The sequence below is a fragment of the Clostridium perfringens genome (genome assembly GCF_016027375.1).
Classification (GTDB): Bacteria; Bacillota; Clostridia; order Clostridiales; family Clostridiaceae; genus Sarcina; species Sarcina perfringens.
Window position 1 is genome coordinate 858,957 of sequence record NZ_CP065681.1, and the last position, 21,203, is coordinate 880,159.

Below are 21,203 nucleotides of genomic sequence, written 5' to 3' on the forward strand. Positions count from 1 at the left end.
CTACTCTTGACAATAATTAGATTGGAGGGGTGGTATATTAATGAATAATAATATTTTTATAGCAGCATTATTTTGTTTCTCGCTTATTTTTAGTCCAAGCACTATGAACTTAGATAACAAAGTTTATTCTAAGGTGGAAGAGGAAATTTGTAATATAGAAGAGTATGGTATGAAAATAGAATATATTACAGATGAAAATATAAAAGATGAGTTTAACAATATTAGTGATTATATTAAAATTGAAGATTTTGATAGTATAGTAGAAAAAGAAAATGAGATATATTTAAATACTTCAAAAGAGCAATTTAATTTAGATATTAATCTAATAGAAGAAAATTCAAAAAGTAGAGTTCAAATAGTAATTGTTTCTAAAAATAGAATTGATTTTAATGATATTAAGGAATATTTTCAAGTTATTCATAATAAAAACATGAAAAATATAAAATATTATACTTATATAAAAGGGAATATTAGAGAGAATAATAATATAGATGAAATTGAAGAAAAACTTATAAAATCGATTGGTAAGAGTAAGGTAAAGAAAAACAAAAGAATAAATCTAGAGAAAGGCACTACAGGAATAATTAATCTTAAGAGTGATTACCAGTTTAATTACTCCATTATGACATATGAGGAAGATAGGAAGTTGATTTTAGGAACTCCTATTATATTCACAACATATTAAAATAATTTTAATGGAGGATAATATGGATAAAATAGTAGTAAAAGGTGGAAAGAAATTAAAAGGAGAAGTAAATATAAATACAGCTAAGAATTCAGTTTTACCAATAATCGCAGGAAGTATATTAGCTACTGATGGTGTACTAATAAATGAATTACCAATGTTACAAGATGTTTTTACAATTTGTAATGTTATGGAGCAATTAGGATATGATTTGAAAATAGATAAGAAAGAAAATAAATTAATTGTACCACCATTAAATAAAGATCCTTTAATTCCAAGTGAGGATTTAGTTAAAAAAATGAGAGCTTCATTTTTAATAATGGGGCCAATGATAGCTAAATATGGGGAGTTTAAATTAGCTAGGCCAGGTGGATGTAATATAGGTTCTAGGCCTATAGAATTACATTTGAAAGGGCTTAGAGCATTAGGTGCTGAAGATAGTAATTGTGGCAATGGATTTGTATGTATAAAGGCAAAAAAATTAACAGGAAGTAAAATATATTTAGACTTTCCATCAGTTGGAGCAACAGAGAATATAATGATGGCAGCAACTATGGCTAAAGGGACTACGGTAATTGAAAATGCAGCTCAGGAGCCAGAAATAACTGATTTAATTAATTTTTTAAATTCTATGGGAGCTAAAATTTATATTGAAAAACCAGGTAAAATAATAATAGAAGGTGTTGATTCATTAACTTCAACTGAGTACACTCCTATATATGATAGAATAGAAGCTGGAACATTTATGGTTGCAGCAGCAATAACAGGATCAGAAATAAAAATAAATGGAGTAAATAAAGATCATTGTTCAGCTATAATATCTAAGTTAAAAGAAGCTGGAACAGAGTTTTTTGATATCCATAATGATGAAAATAGTATAATAGTAAAGGGTAATGAAGAAATAAAGCCAATTAATATAAAAACAATGCCTTATCCAGGATATCCTACTGATATGCAATCACAAATGATGAGTTTATTGAGCATAGCAAAAGGAAGCAGTATCATAACTGAAAGTGTTTTTGAGAATAGATTTATGAATGTAGATGAATTAAGACGTATGGGTGCAAACATACAAGTAGAAGGAAGAACGGCTTTAATTGAAGGAGTAGATAACCTCACTGGATGTGAAGTTAAGGCAACTGATTTAAGGGCAGGAGCTGCTTTGATTTTAGCTGGACTTGTAACAAAGGGAGAGACAATAGTTACTGATATATATCATATAGATAGAGGTTATGTTGAAATAGAAAATAAGTTCAGGGCCTTAGGTGCTGACATAAGTAGAATATAAGTCAACAGCAGTGCTGTTGACTTTTTTTACTTTAAATAATTTTATTATAAGTTCGAGTTTTAGAAAACTTAGCATATACATAAACTGTATTAATAAGTTTTAGGAGGATTTATGATAAATAGAAAAATTTTAGAATCAGTAATTTTTATTGTAACAATTATAGTGAGTATAGTTTTTATACCAATACTTTTTGGTTTTTTATCTAGTTCAAGTATGGCTGAAAGTAATAATAAAGTAGAGAAAGTTAAAAATAAAAAGTTAGTTGATGTAGTTAACTTAAAGGAAGTTGAAGTTTACATATCTAAAGAAAATAAAGTGGAAAAAGTACCATTAGAGGAATATGTCTTATCTGTAGTTTCAAGTGAAATGCCAGCTACTTTTCATGAAGAGGCATTGAAAGCTCAGTCTATTTTAGCAAGGACATTTGTTATAAATAAATTAATTACTGGATGTAACAATATAAAGGAAGGAAATATATGTGATACTACTCATTGTCAAGCATATTTAAATATTAATGAAAAGAAAAAAGCTTGGGGTAAAGATGGGGATGAATATTTAAAAAAATTAAAAAAAGTTGTTAAAGAAACAGAGGGGAAAGTTCTATCATATAATGATCAGTTAGTAAAATATCCTCAATATTTTTCTACAAGTTCAGGAAATACAGAGGATGCAGTTGCTGTATTTTCAGAAGATGTACCTTACTTAAAGTCAGTTGAAAGTCCAGGGGAAGAAATATCACCTAAATATGAGAGTGAAATCAGTATTTCTATAAGTGATTTTAAGAGTAAAATTAAAAAATCTATTCCTAATAGTGATTTAGGAAATAATATAACTGAAGAAGTTAAAATATTAAATAGGAACACAGGAGGAACTGTAAATGACATAAAAATAGGGGAAGCTACCATTAAGGGGAAGGAATTTAGAAAAATATTTGGACTAAATTCTGCCAATTTTACATTGGAAGTTTTAGATGACAACATAAAAATAAAATGTTTAGGATATGGACATGGTGTTGGCATGAGTCAATGGGGAGCTAATGTAATGGCAAAGGAAGGCAGTAAATATGATGAAATATTAGAACATTATTTTAAAGGAAGTAAAATTGAAGAAAGTAATAAAATTTTAATAGAGTAATAAGAAGAACAAGCAAATAAATTTTGCTTGTTCTTTTTTTATAAAAAAGATTTATATAGGTGTATTAATTTAGGATAAATGGACAGAATTAGAAACGGAGGTGTTGAAAATGAATAAAAAAGACCAATTTAAGAGATTTATTAAAAAGGATGGATTTTATGTAGTTTTATTTGTTTGCCTATGTTTAGTAGCAACAGTTGGAGTAGTGGTAGCAAATAAAAGCACAAATAACACAGTAGAAGAAAATATAGCAGAAAACACTATAGAAAATACAGAGGATAATAGCACTACAACTGGTAATACTTTTGATGATGCTGAACTAGTTGAAGGAAAAACAGATATAGCAAATGATTCAGAAGAGATTGCATCTAATGAAGCTAATGGTGAAGAAGTAAAACCTGAAGCAAATAATGCTGATAAGTCAGTTGCAACTTCAAGCCAAAGTCAAAGCTTTACATCACCAATTAAGGGTGGAGTTATAACAAGATTATATAACTTAGAACCTAGATTAAATGAATCAGGTCAAAGTGCATCTGTTTATAAAGGAATAGATATAGAAGCTGCTGAGGGAACTGAAGTTTTAGCAATTGGTGATGGTAAAGTTGTAGAGGCTGGAAAAGGAAACTCAAAAGAAGGTTGCTTTGTTAAAATAGAGCATCAAAACGGTATTGTTGGTTTTTATGGAAACTTAGATCCAGAGATTAAAGTTAAAGAAGGGGATAATGTTAAAAAAGGAGATTCTATAGGTAAGATTGGAAAAACTATTCAAAATAGTCCAAGTGATAGAGTTTCTGAAAATTATTTAATGTTCCATATGGAAAATTCTAAGGAGCCAGTAGATCCACAAAAATACTTAAAAGATATTCCTGTAAAAGAATAATTTAATACATAATCAGCTGCTTATAAAAAAAGCAGCTGATTAAAAATTTAAGAATATTTTTAAGGAGGTAAGGTTCTTGAAAGATTATATTGAGGAGAGAGTTTTAGAAGTGGCTCAGTACATTATTTATTCAAGGGCTACTATAAGAAAAACAGCTAAAGTTTTTGGTGTAAGCAAGAGTACTATACATAAAGATATGACTGAAAGATTGCCTAAGATAAATCCTGATATAGCTGAAGAAGCAAAAAGTATATTAGATTTAAATAAAGCTGAAAGACATATTAGAGGTGGAAAGGCAACTAAGTTAAAATATAAAGTTGTTGAATGATGAAAATATTCCTTATATAATAAAAGTTAGTATTTATGTATATTTTTATAGAAATTAATAATTATTATTATATATTAGGGAGTTGTAAACATGTGGTTTTGGAGAAAAGGTACAGATATGGGTATAGACCTTGGAACAGCAACTGTTCTTGTCTATATGAAAGATAAAGGTATAGTCTTAAAAGAGCCCTCAGTAGTAGCCATAGACAAAAATAAGAACAAAGTTCTAGCAGTAGGAGAAGCTGCAAGACAGATGATAGGAAGAACACCAGGTAATATAGTAGCATTAAGACCTATGAGAAATGGTGTTATATCAGATTACGAGATGACAGAAGCTATGTTAAAGTATTTTATCAAGAAGGGTGTTGGAAATAGAAGAATATCTGCCCCTAAAGTAATGATATGTATACCTTGCCAAGCGACTGGGATTGAGAAAAGAGCAGTTATAGATGCTGCAAAGAATTCAGGAGCTAAAAACGTATATCTTATAGAAGAACCCTTAGCTGCTGCAATAGGAGCAGGATTAGATATATCAAAGGCTAGTGGACATATGGTTGTAGATATAGGTGGAGGAACTGCAGATATAGCTATAATATCCTTAGGCGGAATTGTTATAAGGGAGTCTGTAAAAGTAGCTGGAGATAGATTTGATGAAGCTATAATTAAATTTGTTAGAAGTAAATATAAACTTATGATTGGTGAGAGAACAGCAGAGGAATTAAAAATAAATGTTGCCACAGCTGTTGAAGGCAATAGAAAAGAAAGTATGGAAGTAAAGGGAAGAAATCTAGTTACAGGTTTACCAGGAATAATAACAGTAGATAGTGAAGAACTTAGAATTGCTTTAAAAGATGATGTTAGCATAATTGGTGAAGCTGTACATTCTGTTCTTGAAAAAACACCACCTGAGTTAGCAGCTGATATAATAGAAGAAGGAATTCTTATGACTGGTGGAGGCGCTTTATTAAATGGCTTAGATAAGTTTATTGAACAAAGGACAGGCGTTAAGGTTAGAGTTGCTGATGATGCTGTAAAATGCGTAGCTGAAGGAACAGGTAAAGTATTGAAAACATTTGAAAAATTAAATTTAGGCATGGATGATTTAGAAGTGAAATTAATTGATGAGTAAAATTAACTATATATCTCTTAATATTAAGAGATATATAGTTAATTTTTTTTGTTTTTTAAATAATAGGAGTGAATTAAAGAATCTACAATAACTTTAGACATATCTAATATAAAGCTTAACCTAATTGGTCTACTTGTAAATAGGTCTATATTTTCGGAGGAATCAACTATAGCTATTATAGACATATCTCCAACACTTCTTAAGGATTTACCAACGCCCTTTCCAGGGTGAATAGGTTCATTTCTAGCATGAATTTCACCAATAGAGTTAGAATCTCCTAGGCAAGCATCTATGGCTAGTATTTTATAACCAGGATAAGTTTTTAATATTTCAGTTATTTTTTTATCAAGATTAAGAGCATGTATAGGAGAATCAAGTGTACCAAATACTTTTAAAGGAAAGAATTTTTCTCTTAGTAGGGTACCAACTAATGGACCTAAGCAATCACCTATACATTTATCAGTTCCTATACATACTATAATGGTTTTTTCATCTATATGATTTTTTAAAAAATTTGAAATCTCGTAATATGCCAAATAATTTTTGTAGTAAGTTTTTATTTTATTCAAGGCTTCACCTCCTCATTAATTATATGAAGGAAGTGTTAGAAATATTAAATGGAAGTATAAAAAAGATTTTAGGTGGTAATTATTAAAATGGAGGTGAATATACTTATGAATAAAGGGCTTTTAAGTTTTTTAGTACTATTTTTTACTACATTAATAATGGGAGCAATGACGTATTTTGTTAACTTAAATTATGAAGAAGCTAAATTAAAAGCAGAGAGTGTAAAAAATCAAAAGAATGAAATTTTAAATATTAATGAAGAGGAAAATGGACAAAAGGCTATAGAAAACAATAAAAAAGAGTTAAAAGAAGATAGAGAGAAAGAAAATATAAGTGAGAATAACAATAAGCAAAGTAATGATTTAGATAAATCTCAATTAAAAGAAGAAAAAGAAATAGAAATAGAAATAGAAGGTAAGTCTAAAGAAAATGCTATAAATATCAAAAAAAATGAAAAGTCTAAAGAAAAGGTAGCTGAGGAGAAATCATCAAAAGAAAGCAAAGAAGTATTTAAAGTAGATAAATATTCAATTCCTAAAAAGATAAATAAAGCAGATAAGTTTAAATTAATGTCTATTGCTAAGAATTTATCTTTAACTGATTACGGAGTTTTATTAGAGCATATTAAGAGAAATGATGAGTTAGATGCTGCTATTGATATATTTAAAATACTTAAGGATAAATTAGAAGAGAAAGAATATAAAGAAATGAAAGATATATTAAGTCCATACATAAATATTGAGTTGATTGAAGAGAAAATATAAATGAAAAAAAGAAGTAAAATAAAGAAATTGAGAGAAATTTAAAAATAGATTAACATAATGTTTGAAAATAGCCTAAAATTGAGTTTGAAATAAAAAGCATAACAATATATACTAAGTCTTGTCGATTGGCGATGAGCCAAAACGACAGAGAAAAATAATAAATGTGCTGGTGTGGCTCAATTGGCAGAGCAGCTGACTTGTAATCAGCAGGTTATCGGTTCAAGTCCGATCATCAGCTCCATAAGTGGTGGAATTCCCGAGTGGCCAAAGGGGGCAGACTGTAAATCTGTTGTCGGACGACTTCGAAGGTTCGAATCCTTCTTCCACCACCAATAAGGTCGCATAGCTCAGCTGGGAGAGCACCTGCCTTACAAGCAGGGGGTCACAGGTTCGATCCCTGTTGCGACCACCATTAAAACATAATAAATGCGCTGGTGTGGCTCAATTGGCAGAGCAGCTGACTTGTAATCAGCAGGTTATCGGTTCAAGTCCGATCATCAGCTCCACAAGTGGTGGAATTCCCGAGTGGCCAAAGGGGGCAGACTGTAAATCTGTTGTCGGACGACTTCGAAGGTTCGAATCCTTCTTCCACCACCATTTATAAAAAACAAAATATTGATATGCTGGTGTGGCTCAATTGGCAGAGCAGCTGACTTGTAATCAGCAGGTTATCGGTTCAAGTCCGATCATCAGCTCCATATGTGGTGGAATTCCCGAGTGGCCAAAGGGGGCAGACTGTAAATCTGTTGTCGGACGACTTCGAAGGTTCGAATCCTTCTTCCACCACCAGAAAGAGACACTATTAATTAAGTGTCTCTTTATTAAAATAATATCTTAATAAAATAGAATAATTAGTATTTATATACTCTTATCCAGAGAGGTGGAGGGAAAAAGGCCCTATGAAACCCGGCAACCAGTGAGAAATCACTACGGTGCCAATTCCGGTAAAGAAATTCTTTACAAGATGAGAGAAGATAAATTTAGTGTATAACTAAAATCTCTTCTTAAATCTTTAAAGGTTTGAGAAGAGATTTTTTTATTAACAAAAATATTTTAAAGGCGCGCATTAAAATAAAGTTTGTTAATTAAGCTTTAAAGATATTATTTTGAATCGTGGGAAGATAAATTAAGTTATTTGTTTAAATAAACAGGGTTGGAATAAATAAAAATGAAAGGGGTGAATTAGCTATCTTATTATGATAGTAAGATAGCCTTAGCCATGAGAAGATTATTTACATCAGAATCAGTTACTGAAGGGCATCCAGATAAAATATGCGACCAAATTTCAGATGCAGTTTTAGATGCTATATTTGCAAAAGATCCAAACGCAAGAGTTGCTTGTGAAACAGCTGTTACTACAGGATTAGTAATGGTAATGGGAGAAATAACAACTAATTGTTATGTTGATATCCCTAAAATAGCTAGAGAAACTATAAAGAACATAGGATATGATAGAGCTAAATACGGTTTCGACTGTGAAACTTGTTCAGTTATGACTACAATAGATGAGCAATCATCAGATATCGCTATGGGTGTTGATGAAGCTTTAGAATCAAGAGCTGGAGAAAAAATTGACATAGATGCAGTTGGAGCAGGAGACCAAGGAATGATGTTTGGTTTTGCTACTAATGAAACTGAAGAATTTATGCCAGCACCAATAGCTATGGCTCATAGATTATCAAGAAGATTAACAGAAGTAAGAAAGAACGGAACTTTACCTTACTTAAGACCAGACGGAAAAACACAAGTTACTGTTGAATATGAAAATGACAAACCAGTTAGAATAGATGCAATAGTAATTTCAACACAACATGGTCCAGAAGTATCTCAAGAACAAATACAAGCTGATTTAATGGAACATGTTATAAAAGCTGTTATACCAGCAGAGTTATTAGATGAAAATACTAAGTATTATATAAATCCAACAGGAAGATTCGTTATCGGTGGACCTCAAGGAGATGCTGGATTAACAGGAAGAAAGATCATAGTTGATACTTACGGTGGATATGGAAGACACGGCGGTGGTGCTTTCTCAGGAAAAGACCCAACTAAAGTTGATAGATCAGCTGCATACGCTGCTAGATGGGTAGCTAAAAACTTAGTTGCTGCAGGAATCGCAGATAAATTAGAAGTTCAAGTTGCTTATGCTATAGGAGTTGCTAAACCAGTATCAATTATAGTAGATACTTTTGGAACTGGAAAAATATCAGACGAAGAAATAGTTAATATAATAAATAAAGTGTTTGATTTAAGACCAGGAGCTATAATAAGAGATTTAGATTTAAGAAGACCTATATATAGACAAACTGCTGCTTATGGACACTTTGGAAGAACAGATTTAGATCTTCCATGGGAAAACTTAAACAAAGTTGAAGAAATAAAGAAATATCTTTAATATATAGAAAAGCTTAGGATTTTATATCCTAAGCTTTTTATTTTTCTATAAATTTATTATTTTAAGATGAACTAGTAATTTTAAAATTAAGATAAAATAAAAAAGCACTTTGAAAAATCAAAGTACTTTTTTTATATTAAGCTTTATGAACTAATTTTCCATTAACTATTACATATTTTATATCTATATTATCATCAAAAAGAATTAAGTCAGCATCATAGCCTTCTTTAATTAATCCTTTTTTATCATCAACTTTACAGTGTTTAGCTCCATTATAAGTAGCCATTTTTATAACTTCATTAAGTGGATAATTAGTGTTTTTAAATATATTTTTAACTGCCACATCTAAAGTTAAAATTGATCCTGCTAAAGAACCACTTAATAATCTTGCAGCTCCATTTTTAACTTCAACATCTTGTCCTCCTAATGAATACATTCCATCAGGCATACAGCAAGCCATCATAGCATCAGTTATTAATAAAACCTTATCTGTTCCTTTTTGTTTATAGGCAACTCTTAAACTTGGATATGCTATGTGAATACCATCTGAGATTGTTTCAGTAGTTATTTCACTATCAAAAACAGCACCTACAACTCCAGGTTCTCTATGAGTAAATGGAGTCATTGCATTGAATAAATGAGTGGCATGAGAGCATCCACACTTTATTCCTTCCATAGCTTCTTTATAAGTAGCTTTAGTATGTCCCATTGAAACAACTATACCTTTTTCACTTAAGAATTTAGTAAGTTCTTTAGCGCCTTCTACTTCAGGAGCAAGAGTTATTGAAACAACATCATCTTCATGTTCTCCAACTAATTTATAGAAGTTTTCTTTTGTTGGAGGGATTAAGAAATCAGGATTTTGAGCACCTATTGCACTTGGGCTTATAAATGGTCCTTCTAAGTGAGCACCTAAAACATTAGCTCCATCTGTTCCTTCAGTTTTTGCTTTATGAATAGCTTCCATTGATTTGCATACGTCTTCAGCAGCTACAGTCATTGTTGTTGGTAAAAATGAAGTAGTACCATGTTTAACTATAACCTTTGATATTTCATTTATAGCTTCATAAGTACCATCCATAGTATCGTGACCACCAGCACCGTGTATATGAACATCTATAAATCCTGGAGATAGGAATAAGCCTTCTCCATCAATTACTTCACAATCACATTCTTCTTTAGGATTTATAGCCTTTATCTTTCCGTTTTCTATAAGTATATTTCCTTTTTCAATCTTATCTAAATATACTATATTACAGTTTTTTATTAACATACGAATCACCTTCCTCATAATAATCTTAAAATTTTAATTTGTGTAAGTCAACAAAATAAGCACTATGATTTAAATTTAATAATTGTGATATAATTAATAGTAATAACAATTCAAGAGAAACCTTTTAGGAGGTAATATGGAAGCATTAAATGGAATAGTTGAGAGTATAGTATTTAAAAGCTCAGATACAGGGTATACAGTTATAAAATTTAGAGAAAATAATATTATTCATACAGCAGTGGGAGTTTTACCACATGTAAAAGAAGGTCAAAATTTAAAAATTACAGGAAGTTGGGTTAACCATTCCCAGTTTGGAAAACAATTTAAGGTAGAAGAATGTGAAGAGATATTACCTACTTCAAAGGATGGAATAGAAAAATATTTATCTTCTGGGATAATACAGGGGATAGGACCTGTTACGGCAAAAAAAATTGTAAATAAATTTGGAGAAGATACTCTTAATATTTTAGATAATAATATTGAGAGATTAAAAGAAATAGAAGGAATAGGTAAAAAGAAGTTAGAAACCATAATTGAGTCTTATAGAGAGCAAAGAGAATTAAAAAATATAACTATATTTTTGCAAACCCATGGATTAAGTGTAAATCAATGTTTGAAGATTTATAAAAAATATGGGGCTAGTTCAGTTGATACAGTTAAAAATAATCCATATATACTTTGTGATGAAATTTCAGGAATAGGATTTAAGACTTCTGATAAGATTGCTAGAAGTTTAGGAATAGAAATTGATTCACCTTTTAGAATTCAAAGTGGTATAAGATATGTAATAAATGAATTTTGTGCTAATGGGCATACTTTTATGCCAAAGGATGAACTTATAAAGGAAGCAAGTAATGTATTAACTGTAAGTGGAGATATAATAGAAGAAAATATTAAAAATGCAGCTTTAGATAGAAAAATAAAGTTAGAGAAAGTTAATGATAAAGAAGGTGTTTTCACAATACCTAATTATTATTGTGAGCTTGGAATAACTAATAGGATTTTAACTTTAGCTATAAGCAATTTCCAGGATATAAGTGTAGATGTAGATCACTTAATACTTCAATTTGAAAAGAAAAATAATATAACTTTTGCAGAATCACAGAAAGACGCTATAATAAGTGCTTTTCAAAATGGAATAGAGATAATAACAGGGGGACCAGGAACAGGAAAGACCACTATAATAAAGTGTATAATTGAAATTTTTGAAACTTGTGGATTAAAGGTTCTTTTGGGAGCACCTACTGGAAGAGCGGCTAAAAGAATGAGTGAGTCTACAGGAAAAGAGGCTACCACAATACATAGAATGCTTGATATGGGAGTCTTTGAAAAAGAAGAAAGTGTTTTTGTAACCAATGCAGAGGAACATTCCTTAGAGGCTGATGTGGTTATAATAGATGAGGCATCAATGATTGATATAACTTTAATGAATGCTTTACTTAAATCTATTAAGGTAGGTACTAGGCTTATAATAGTAGGAGATGTTGATCAGCTTCCATCAGTAGGAGCTGGAAATGTATTAAATGATTTTATAGAGAGTGGATTTACAAAGGTTGTACGTCTAAAGGAAATATTTAGACAAGGAAAAGAGAGTATGATTGTAGTAAATGCACATAAAATAAATAAAGGTGAGATGCCTAAATTAAATGAAAAAGGTACTGATTTCTTTTTCATAAGAAATGATATTCAAGAGGGAATATTAAATACTATTATAGATTTAATAAATACTAGGTTGCCTAAGTTTAACTCAAATTGGGATAAATTAAAAAGTATACAGGTTTTAGTTCCTATGAAAAAGGGTGTATTAGGAGTTACCAATTTAAATGAAAGAATTCAAAATGTCTTAAACCCAAAGGCTCCATATAAAAAAGAAAAAGAATTTAGAAGTATGGTATTTAGAGAGGGAGATAAGGTTATGCAGATAAAGAATAACTACTCTCTAAAATGGACCAGAATAGCTGGAAAAGGTGAGCATGAAGGCTTGGGTGTATTTAATGGAGATATGGGATTTATAGAAAATATAGATTTAGAAGGGAAAAAACTATCTATAATCTTTGATGATGAAAGAAGAGTTATTTATGATTTTATGTATTTAGATGAGTTAGATTTAGCTTATGCAATTACAATACATAAAAGTCAAGGAAGTGAATTTCCAGTAGTAATAATACCTGCATATATGGGTGCACCATTACTTATGAATAGAAATTTATTGTATACGGGAATAACTAGGGCAAAAGAAATGGTTGTAGTAGTTGGAATACCTAAAGCATTAAAATATATGGTTGATAATACAAGGAGTATGGAACGTTATTCCTCTTTAAATTGGAGAATAAAAGAAGTAATATCTAATGAGGTTTTTGAACAAGATTAAATTAGGGGGATTTAGAAGTGAGCTTATATGGCAATAATTTAAGGGTTGAGAATAGATATAGTCATATATTAAAGAAATGGTATGTAAAAAGCAATGATAGGTTTATAAATTTAATATGTGAGCCTTATCAAAAGTTGAACTTTATTGAAAGTTTAATTAGTGATTGTTTAATAAATAATGAAAAAGTTTTGTATGTAGGTAAGAGTAGAAAAGTTTGTAAGAATGAGCAATTAAATTCTATGAATTTTGATTTTGTAAATTTTAATAATATTTTTAATATAAAAAAGAATTTTGATTTAATAATATATGATGATGTAAGTTTATATTCAAATAAGAGTAGTATTGAATGCAATGAGGATTTAATGTACTTAAAACGCCTATCTAAGAAAATAGTAATATGTTCAGTAGATAAGGTATTTAATAATATAAAGCACATAGAAATATTAAATAATCAAAGAAAAACACATTTCTTAGAGCCAAGACTAATAACAACTAGAGTTAATTTAGAAACTTCAATGCCTTATACCTTATATGATTATATTGAATGGTTTATAAGAGAAAAGAGAATCTTGGTTGTATATGTTCCAAATAAATTTAACTTAAATAAAATTTATGAATATTATACTGAGGATTTAAATTTAGAAAATAAGGTTAAAATAGTAAAAGAAGATAAAAAGAATTCCTTTTTAAATATAGTAAATGAAAGTAGATTTAAAAAAGAAGGGATTATTTTTATAACAGATTCATTACATGAATATTTTGATTCTATTCCAGAGTGCGATATGGTGATTTATTCTTTTGAAAAAGATATTGTTGATTACAAAAAAATAATATTTGCCTGTGGAGCTTTATGCAAAGATAAATGCACTGGAAGAGAAGTAATATTATTAAGTAATGAAGAGGGAGATAACATAGAAACTGCTAGGAGGTTAGCAAGAGGCTTTAATAAAACTTTATGGAGAGAGTCAGAGATAAGGTAGATTATTTATTTAAATGTTTTTTAGAAGCTATTTATCCAACAGAAGAAAAGTGTTATGTATGCAATAAAGATGGAGAAAAAATAATTTGTGATAAATGCAAAGGGGAAATACAAAAGGCAAATGAAACTCTTATTATTGAAGAATGTGAAATGTTAATCTGTTCTTATTATTCTTTTATAGTTAAGGATTTAATATTAAGACTTAAATATAAAGGAGATTTTCATGCTGGTGAAATATTAGTTATGTTACTAGAAGAAAAAATAAAAGAATCAAATTTAGATGTTGATTTTATAACATATGTTCCCGTAGCAAAGGATTCCCTTAAAAAGAAGGAATTTAACCAATGTGAATATTTATCAAAAGAATTAGGAAAGCGACTAGGGATTAAATCCATAGAAACTTTAAAAAAGAGAAATAAGGTGAAAGAACAAAAGTCATTATCTAAGGAAGAAAGAGAAAAAAATGTGAAAAATGCTTTTAAGCTTAAAAGATATAAGAATTTAGAAGGAAAAAGTATTATACTTTTAGATGATGTAATGACTACAGGTTCCACATTAAAGGCCTGTGTAAGAGAACTAAAAAAAATTAAAGATATTAAAATTTTTTTATTGACTATTGCTAAAAGTAATATATAATAGTAATGTAGCTAGGTTTGTGGTTGAAAGTCGATGCCAGTCGCAGGCGAAACGATCCACGTAAGTTAAACAAAGTTTTAATGAGCATGGTGCGGCTTAGAAGTAAGACCTACCAGCCAATAAAGGCTGAGAGGGTTAGTAGTGAGAGGTTAACTCCGGGTAGCGAAAGCTCCAGTAGGCGAGTGTGGGGTCAAAGACCAGGTCAACTAGCTATAAAAAGGGACTATGATTTTCATGGTCCTTTTTTATTTTTTGTCAAGTTACATCTGTTATAAATAAATTAAGTAAAGAGAAGATTTAATTAGACAATTAAGATCTATATTATAAAAAATTAAGTTAATTAAAATAATTAAAACTTGTATAAAATCCTTTAACAGAGTACAATTATAGTATAATATTTAAACCTTTACATTGTTTAAGGTTACTTGTTTTTTTGAAAGGGGCTGACGATATGAAAGTAACAGTACATGCTAAGAATATAGAGTTAACAAATGCTTTAAAGGATTGTGTAGAAAAGAAAATATCCAAGTTAAGCAAGTATTTTGAACCAGGAGTTGAAGCAAAGGCCACTTTAAGCGTAGAGAAAAATAAACAAATCATAGAAGTTATGATTCCTTTTAATGGAATATTATTAAGAGGTGAAGAATCTACAGACGATATGTATAAGTCAATAGACTTAGTTGAAGAAAAAATCGAAAGACAAATAAGAAAACAAAAAACTAGATTATCAAAGAAAAATAGATATGATTCATTAAGATTTGCTCATATAGATCCAATAGAGGATATGAAAGAAGAAAAAGAAGCAAAAATAGTAAAAACTAAAAGATTTGATGTTAAGCCAATGGGAGCTGAAGAAGCCGTTTTACAAATGGAGCTTATAGGACATGACTTCTTTGTATTCCAAGATCCAGAGACAAATCAACTAAATGTAGTTTATAAAAGAAAAGATGGTAATTATGGTTTAATTGAACCAGGATTAGGCGAAGAATAATAGAATAAATATAAAAAAAGATGTAGGTTTTTACCTACATCTTTTTATTTTTATGTAAAAGTTTTATCTAAATTATTACATTTATTGAAAATAGGTTACTATAAATGGTATAATCTAATGAGAATTATTTTAAATAATTTTTTTTGAAAATTTAGAATAATGTATATATGTGTTATAATGAGATAATTATTAGAATATTAAGCATATAAGAAAGTAGAATTGAGGGATATTATAATGGGATTATTTGATAAAATATTTGGAAGTTATAGCGATAGAGAAGTTAAAAGAATAACACCTATTGTAGACAAAATAGATTCGCTTGGGCCTGAAATGGAAAAACTATCTGATGAAGAATTAAAGCAAAAAACATTTGAATTTAAGGATAGATATGCTAAAGGAGAAAGCTTAGATGACATGCTTCCAGAAGCTTTTGCTGTTTGTAGAGAAGCATCAACAAGAGTTTTAGGAATGAAACACTATAGAGAGCAATTAATTGGGGGTACAGTTTTACACCAAGGAAGAATAGCAGAAATGAAAACTGGTGAAGGTAAAACATTAGTTGCTACTTTACCTGTTTATTTAAATGCTATAGCTGGCAAAGGTGTTCATGTAATTACAGTTAATGATTATCTTGCAACAAGAGATAAAGAGTGGATGGGTCAATTATATGAATTCTTAGGATTAACTACTGGAGTTATAGTTCATGGATTAACTAATGATCAAAGAAGAGAAGCATATAATGCAGATATAACTTATGGAACAAATAATGAGTTTGGATTCGATTATTTAAGAGATAACATGGTTATTTACAAAGAAGAAAGAGTTCAAAGACCATTACATTACTGTATAGTGGATGAGGTTGACTCAATTCTTATAGATGAGGCAAGAACTCCTCTTATAATTTCAGGTGCAGGAAGTAAATCAACAGATCTTTATAAGATAGCTGATTTCTTTGTTAAGAAATTAAGAGAAGAAGAAGATTATACAATAGACGAAAAAGCACATGCTGCAATGCTTACTGATAAAGGGGTTGCAGAGGCAGAAAAAGCTTTTGGAATAGAAAACTACGCAGATGCTAATAACATGGAATTACAACACCATATTACTCAAGCATTAAAAGCTAACTATGTAATGAAGAGAGATAAAGATTACATGGTTAAAGATGATGAAATAGCTATAGTCGATGAATTTACAGGAAGACTTATGGAAGGTAGAAGATATTCAGATGGTCTTCACCAAGCTATTGAAGCTAAGGAAGGTGTTAAAGTTCAAAGAGAATCTAAGACTTTAGCAACTATAACATTCCAAAACTATTTCAGAATGTACACTAAATTAGCAGGTATGACAGGTACTGCTCTTACTGAGGAAACTGAGTTTAGAGAAATATATGGACTAGACGTTGTTGTTATTCCAACTCATAGACCAGTTCAAAGGGAAGACCACTCAGATTTAGTATTTAAAACTGCTAAAGGAAAATATGATGCCATAGTGGAAGAAATAATAGAAACTCATAAGACAGGTCAACCAGTTTTAGTTGGTACAACTAGTATAGAAAAATCAGAATATCTTTCATCTTTATTAAAGAAAAAAGGTGTTCCACATAAGGTTTTAAATGCTAGATATCATGAGCAAGAAGCTGAAATTGTATCTCATGCAGGTGAGTTAGGTAACATAACAATTGCAACTAACATGGCTGGTAGAGGTACTGATATTAAACTTGGAGAAGGTGTTTTAGAAGTTGGTGGTTTAAAAATCATAGGTACTGAAAGACATGAATCAAGAAGAATAGATAACCAGCTTAGAGGACGTTCTGGTCGTCAAGGAGATAAAGGTCATTCAAGATTCTATATCTCTTTAGAAGATGATTTAATGAGAATATTTGGATCAGAAAAACTTCAAGCCGTTGTTGATAGATTAGGACTAGAAGAAACAGAGGCTATTGAAAGTAAAATGGTTACTAAATCAATAGAAAATGCTCAAAAGAAAGTAGAAGGTAACAACTTTGATATAAGAAAAACATTATTAGGATACGATGATGTTATGAATAAACAAAGAGAAGTTATCTATAAGCAAAGATCACAAGTTTTAGAGGGTGAAAACTTAGAAGACAGCGTTCAAGCTATGATTGAAGATGTTGTAACTAGTGCTGTTCAAGCTCACTTAGGAAATATTGATGAAGATGATTTTGAAAAAGAACTTGGAGATTTAATAAAATACTTAGAAGATATAATGTTACCACATGGTAAATTCACTGTAGAAGAATTAAAAACTTCTTCAAATGAAGAAATTACTAGAAAATTCATTGAATGTGCTAGGGAAATCTACAAGGAAAAAGAAGAGTTCGTTGGCTCAGAGCAAATGAGAGAAATTGAAAGAGTTATAATCTTAAGAGTTGTTGATACTAAGTGGATGGATCACATAGATGATATGGATCACTTAAAACAAGGTATTGGATTAAGAGCTTACAAACAACAAGATCCAACTCAAGCTTACCAAATGGAAGGTAGTGCTATGTTTGATGAAATGATAAATAACATCAAAATAGACACAGTAAGATACTTATTCCATGTAAAAGTTGAAGCTGAAAAACCACAAAGAGAAAGAGTTGCTAAGGAAACAGGAGCAAGTCATGGTGGAGACTCTCAAGAAGTAAAGAAAAAACCAGTTAAAAAAGAGCCTAAAGTAGGTAGAAATGATTTATGTCCATGTGGAAGTGGAAAAAAATATAAATCATGTTGTGGAAGAGAAGTAGTTTAATATAATTAAAAGCCTTTGCATTATTTGCAGAGGCTTTTTTGCATAATTTTATTAACAGATAAAATGCTATGCTATGAATTGTACATATAATATTGGAATGACTTGTAATTATACTGATATACAATTTTTTTTTAAATATTTTTATGACCTTTAAGATTATATTTAAATTTTTTGCTGAATATGATGTTATTGTTTTAAATAGCTATAAAATGATATACTTTATAATATCAAAATAATTAAAGCTAGGGGTGAAGTTTTTATGATTATGGAACTTGAAAATCAATTATCAAAGTTACATGAACTAAAAAATAATTTAAAGGAAATGGGGGCTTCACTTTGACTTAGCATCTTTAGAGAAGAAGAGTGCAGAATTAGAGCTTAAGATGCAAGAGGCGGGATTTTGGGATGATGTCCAAAAGGCCCAAGAAGTAACCCAAGAAGCAAAAAGAGTAAAAGATAAAATTGATAAGTTTAAAAATTTAAATGAAAGAATAGATGATGTAGAAGTATTAAAAGAGCTTATGGAAGAAAATGATGAAGAAACAGCACAGGAAATAATAAGCGAAGTTAAGGCTTTAAGTAAAGAGATAGATACATTAAAAATAGAGACAATTCTTTCTGGTGAATATGATAGAAATGATGCCATATTAACACTCCATACAGGTGTTGGTGGAAGCGATGCTAATGATTGGACAGAAATGCTTCTTAGAATGTACACAAGATGGTGTGAAAAGAAGGGATATTCTTTAGAAACTATTGATTATTTACCTGGAGATGAAGCAGGAGTTAAAAGTGTTACGTTAAAAGTTAAAGGTGAGTTTGCTTATGGATATTTAAAGGCTGAAAAGGGTATTCACAGATTAGTTAGAATATCACCTTTTAATGCTAATGGTAAAAGACAAACTTCCTTTGCTTCAGTAGAAGTTTTACCAGAGTTAACATCAGATCAAGATATAGAAATAAATCCAGTAGATTTAAGAATAGACACTTATAGAGCAGGTGGCGCTGGGGGTCAGCATGTAAATAAAACTGAGTCAGCAGTAAGAATTACTCATATTCCAACTGGAATAGTAGTTCAATGCCAAAATGAGAGAAGCCAGTTTTCTAATAGAGATACTGCCATGGGAATGTTAAAGTCTAAACTTATAGAACTTAAAGAGAGAGCTCATAAGGAGAAAATAGAGGATTTAACAGGTGAATTAAAAGATATGGGATGGGGAAGTCAGATAAGAAGTTATGTTTTCCATCCATATTCAATGGTTAAGGATCATAGAACTAATGTTGAGACATCTAATGTTAACGGAGTAATGGATGGAGATATAGATAATTTTATAATTGCCTATTTAAATTCATAAAAAGGTGACTATATAAAAAACTTATAAATAGATTATGAGAATTAATGAATTTGAATTAAGAATTTTAAGTAAGCACTTTGAAAATATATTAAAAACTATTAAGCAGCTAGTCTGGTATTTAGTTTTTTAGGTTAACTTTTCCATATAAGGGCTTAAATGCTAATTTCTATTTAAAGGTACAGTAGATAGTTTTGTGTAAAAAACAAAATTATCTACTGTTTTTTTGTATAATCACTTTTTAATTTTATATTTTTTAGTTATATAATTTAACTCCTTAACTTTAATATTAAACAAAGTAAAGCTGATAATATTAGCAATATAAGAACTTTTGAGTCTAATAAGAATAATCCAGAGGATGAGTAAGCTGAGTCAAATATCTCGCTCCACACCACAGAGAAACTTCTATCTATGGCTGTAGGACTTATATATTCAATTTTATCTTCTGGTGTGTGAATTCTTGTTACATCACCATCATTTATTGTTATTGCATCAAAACCTTCTTTAATAAAGCTTGCGTGGTCAGAGGAATCTTTATTTTCTATAATATTAGTTATGTTCTTTTCATTACAAATTTCACAAAGCCTATCTAGTAAATCACTGTGGAAGCAAGTATCTTCTCCTGCCATAAATGTAAGGGGAATATCTTTGTCACTTCCAATCATATCAAAGTTAATAACTGTAGCATCTTTTAATAATTCTTTATTTTCCTTAGCAAAATTTTTAGAACCTAGCAATCCAAATTCCTCCGCATTTAGAGAGACTATTATTATATCTCTTGATGGTTGAGGAAGTGAGGCTAGAAAAGAGCTTAATTCTAATAAAAATGAAGCACCAGAAGCATTATCTAAAGCACCTCTATAAATTTCACCAGAAAGTCCTTTTCCCATATGATCAAAATGAGCTGTTAAGACTAAAGGGGGTAAAAATGGATTTTTACCTTTTATAATTCCAGTAACATTGTTAACAACTTTCTCTTTAACCTCATAAGGGATAAAACAGTCTATTTTGTAATCTTTATTTAAATATGTCTCTAGTTCTTTTATAAGATTTGGAGCTACTACCACATATAAGTCACAAGGGGTATCCTCAATAAAAGAGCTTCTAAAATTAAAAGAATCTACTGGAGAGGAGAGAAATACAACACTGTTATTAGATGAAGAAGTTCCTTTCATTATTGTAGGAAGAACTTTAAATTCATTTGTATTATCAAAAGTTATATGATTTACCCTAAAGTTTATAAAGGCTTCTTTAAAATCTACTCCATATTTATATGAAGATACTAACTTATTATTTTTATCGTAAACTTTTAAATAAGGCTCTCCTTCAACTAAAATAGGGGCTTTTACATTGAAATCTTGAAGATAACTAGAATTAAGTTTTTTTATGTTTGATTTAATAAAAGAATTTTCAATGAATTCTTGAGCTAAGTAATTACCTTCATTTCCGCAAAGTCTTCCTTCTAATTCATCAGAGGTTAAGTATTCTATATTCTTTAAAACACCTTCTCTTTCAAAGGGATCAAGCCTATTTTTATAAACTAGAGAGAGTTGTATAAGCAAAATAAATGTACAAAGAAGTATATTTATTGTGGCTATATATAATTTTTTCATATTATCCTCCATAAATAATTAGGTTATAATTAAAAGTATGAGATTTAAATTATGTTTATTCA

The 21,203-nt window shown here is 29.8% G+C and carries 18 protein-coding genes, 7 tRNA genes and 1 riboswitch; of the genes, 22 read left to right on the forward strand and 3 right to left on the reverse strand.

What is annotated here, in order from left to right; all coding sequences use genetic code 11:
• Nucleotides 1-40 precede the first annotated feature (40 nt).
• The 6 genes from I6G60_RS04375 (at nt 41) to mreB (ending at nt 5,443) form a co-directional block, all read left to right on the forward strand.
• Entirely contained in the window at nt 41-685 is a 645-nt protein-coding gene (locus tag I6G60_RS04375) for a hypothetical protein (protein WP_003457349.1), read from the forward strand.
• 22 nt (nt 686-707) lie between these two features.
• Complete coding sequence (gene murA / locus I6G60_RS04380; RefSeq protein ID WP_003457368.1) at nt 708-1,973, forward strand: UDP-N-acetylglucosamine 1-carboxyvinyltransferase; 1,266 nt, start codon at nt 708-710, stop codon at nt 1,971-1,973.
• Between the two features lie 111 nt (nt 1,974-2,084).
• Nucleotides 2,085-3,107, forward strand: coding sequence for a stage II sporulation protein D (spoIID, locus tag I6G60_RS04385; RefSeq protein WP_003457347.1), 1,023 nt, complete (start codon nt 2,085-2,087; stop codon nt 3,105-3,107).
• Between the two features lie 109 nt (nt 3,108-3,216).
• Complete coding sequence (locus I6G60_RS04390; RefSeq protein WP_003457419.1) at nt 3,217-3,987, forward strand: M23 family metallopeptidase; 771 nt, start codon at nt 3,217-3,219, stop codon at nt 3,985-3,987.
• Between the two features lie 76 nt (nt 3,988-4,063).
• Nucleotides 4,064-4,315 carry a sporulation transcriptional regulator SpoIIID gene (gene spoIIID, locus I6G60_RS04395; protein WP_003452341.1) on the forward strand — a complete coding sequence of 84 codons (252 nt, stop codon included), beginning with the start codon at nt 4,064-4,066 and terminating at the stop codon, nt 4,313-4,315.
• A gap of 90 nt (nt 4,316-4,405) precedes the next feature.
• The gene (gene mreB, locus I6G60_RS04400; RefSeq protein ID WP_003452335.1) at nt 4,406-5,443 is read left to right on the forward strand and encodes a rod shape-determining protein; all 1,038 of its coding nucleotides are present in this window, start codon (nt 4,406-4,408) and stop codon (nt 5,441-5,443) included.
• 38 nt (nt 5,444-5,481) lie between these two features.
• Here mreB and yyaC read toward each other — a convergent pair whose 3' ends face one another.
• Nucleotides 5,482-6,012, reverse strand: a complete 531-nt coding sequence (gene yyaC / locus I6G60_RS04405) for a spore protease YyaC (RefSeq protein ID WP_003468202.1) — start codon at nt 6,010-6,012, stop codon at nt 5,482-5,484.
• An 87-nt stretch (nt 6,013-6,099) separates the two neighbouring features.
• Between yyaC and I6G60_RS04410 the strand changes: the two genes are divergently transcribed.
• The 9 genes from I6G60_RS04410 (at nt 6,100) to metK (ending at nt 9,169) form a co-directional block, all read left to right on the forward strand.
• Entirely contained in the window at nt 6,100-6,774 is a 675-nt protein-coding gene (locus I6G60_RS04410) for a hypothetical protein (RefSeq protein ID WP_195237695.1), read from the forward strand.
• 165 nt (nt 6,775-6,939) lie between these two features.
• A tRNA-Thr gene (locus I6G60_RS04415) sits at nt 6,940-7,015 on the forward strand.
• Between the two features lie 5 nt (nt 7,016-7,020).
• Nucleotides 7,021-7,106 (forward strand) — tRNA-Tyr (locus I6G60_RS04420).
• A 4-nt stretch (nt 7,107-7,110) separates the two neighbouring features.
• Nucleotides 7,111-7,186, forward strand: a tRNA-Val gene (locus I6G60_RS04425).
• Between the two features lie 18 nt (nt 7,187-7,204).
• Nucleotides 7,205-7,280 (forward strand) — tRNA-Thr (locus I6G60_RS04430).
• Between the two features lie 5 nt (nt 7,281-7,285).
• Nucleotides 7,286-7,371 (forward strand) — tRNA-Tyr (locus tag I6G60_RS04435).
• A 25-nt stretch (nt 7,372-7,396) separates the two neighbouring features.
• A tRNA-Thr gene (locus tag I6G60_RS04440) sits at nt 7,397-7,472 on the forward strand.
• A 5-nt stretch (nt 7,473-7,477) separates the two neighbouring features.
• Nucleotides 7,478-7,563 (forward strand) — tRNA-Tyr (locus I6G60_RS04445).
• 76 nt (nt 7,564-7,639) lie between these two features.
• A riboswitch (SAM riboswitch) is annotated at nt 7,640-7,745 on the forward strand.
• 248 nt (nt 7,746-7,993) lie between these two features.
• Nucleotides 7,994-9,169: a methionine adenosyltransferase gene (metK, locus tag I6G60_RS04450; RefSeq protein ID WP_003452418.1), complete on the forward strand. Its 1,176-nt coding sequence runs from the start codon at nt 7,994-7,996 to the stop codon at nt 9,167-9,169.
• Nucleotides 9,170-9,305: 136 nt separating this feature from the next.
• Here the strand turns inward: metK and nagA are convergent, their stop codons facing one another.
• A complete protein-coding gene (gene nagA / locus I6G60_RS04455) occupies nt 9,306-10,442 on the reverse strand; it encodes an N-acetylglucosamine-6-phosphate deacetylase (RefSeq protein ID WP_197925611.1) in 1,137 nt (378 codons plus the stop codon).
• Nucleotides 10,443-10,578: 136 nt separating this feature from the next.
• On the opposite strand from nagA, the gene recD2 reads away from it, so the two are divergent.
• From recD2 to prfB, 7 genes are all read left to right on the forward strand, one after another.
• Nucleotides 10,579-12,813: an SF1B family DNA helicase RecD2 gene (gene recD2 / locus I6G60_RS04460; RefSeq protein ID WP_197925613.1), complete on the forward strand. Its 2,235-nt coding sequence runs from the start codon at nt 10,579-10,581 to the stop codon at nt 12,811-12,813.
• Nucleotides 12,814-12,830: 17 nt separating this feature from the next.
• Nucleotides 12,831-13,793 carry a hypothetical protein gene (locus I6G60_RS04465; protein ID WP_197925615.1) on the forward strand — a complete coding sequence of 321 codons (963 nt, stop codon included), beginning with the start codon at nt 12,831-12,833 and terminating at the stop codon, nt 13,791-13,793.
• A complete protein-coding gene (locus I6G60_RS04470; RefSeq protein ID WP_197925616.1) occupies nt 13,769-14,428 on the forward strand; it encodes a ComF family protein in 660 nt (219 codons plus the stop codon). The genes I6G60_RS04465 and I6G60_RS04470 overlap by 25 nt, the downstream gene beginning before the upstream one ends.
• Before the next feature lie 451 nt (nt 14,429-14,879).
• On the forward strand, nt 14,880-15,419 hold the full coding sequence (gene hpf / locus I6G60_RS04475) for a ribosome hibernation-promoting factor, HPF/YfiA family (RefSeq protein ID WP_003452413.1): 540 nt from the start codon (nt 14,880-14,882) through the stop codon (nt 15,417-15,419).
• Between the two features lie 234 nt (nt 15,420-15,653).
• Nucleotides 15,654-18,176 (forward strand): preprotein translocase subunit SecA, encoded by a 2,523-nt coding sequence (secA, locus tag I6G60_RS04480; protein ID WP_060671026.1) that lies wholly within the window; start codon nt 15,654-15,656, stop codon nt 18,174-18,176.
• Between the two features lie 73 nt (nt 18,177-18,249).
• Entirely contained in the window at nt 18,250-18,330 is an 81-nt protein-coding gene (locus tag I6G60_RS15460; RefSeq protein ID WP_371830503.1) for a hypothetical protein, read from the forward strand.
• 105 nt (nt 18,331-18,435) lie between these two features.
• Nucleotides 18,436-19,531 (forward strand): peptide chain release factor 2 gene (gene prfB / locus I6G60_RS04485; RefSeq protein ID WP_110083754.1). Its coding sequence is split into 2 segments (ribosomal slippage): nt 18,436-18,513 and nt 18,515-19,531, totalling 1,095 coding nucleotides; the frame shifts between segments, so codons are not numbered across the junction.
• Between the two features lie 266 nt (nt 19,532-19,797).
• On the opposite strand, the gene I6G60_RS04490 is transcribed toward prfB, so the two are convergent.
• Entirely contained in the window at nt 19,798-21,141 is a 1,344-nt protein-coding gene (locus tag I6G60_RS04490) for a M28 family metallopeptidase (protein ID WP_195390364.1), read from the reverse strand.
• Between the last annotated feature and the right edge of the window lie 62 nt (nt 21,142-21,203).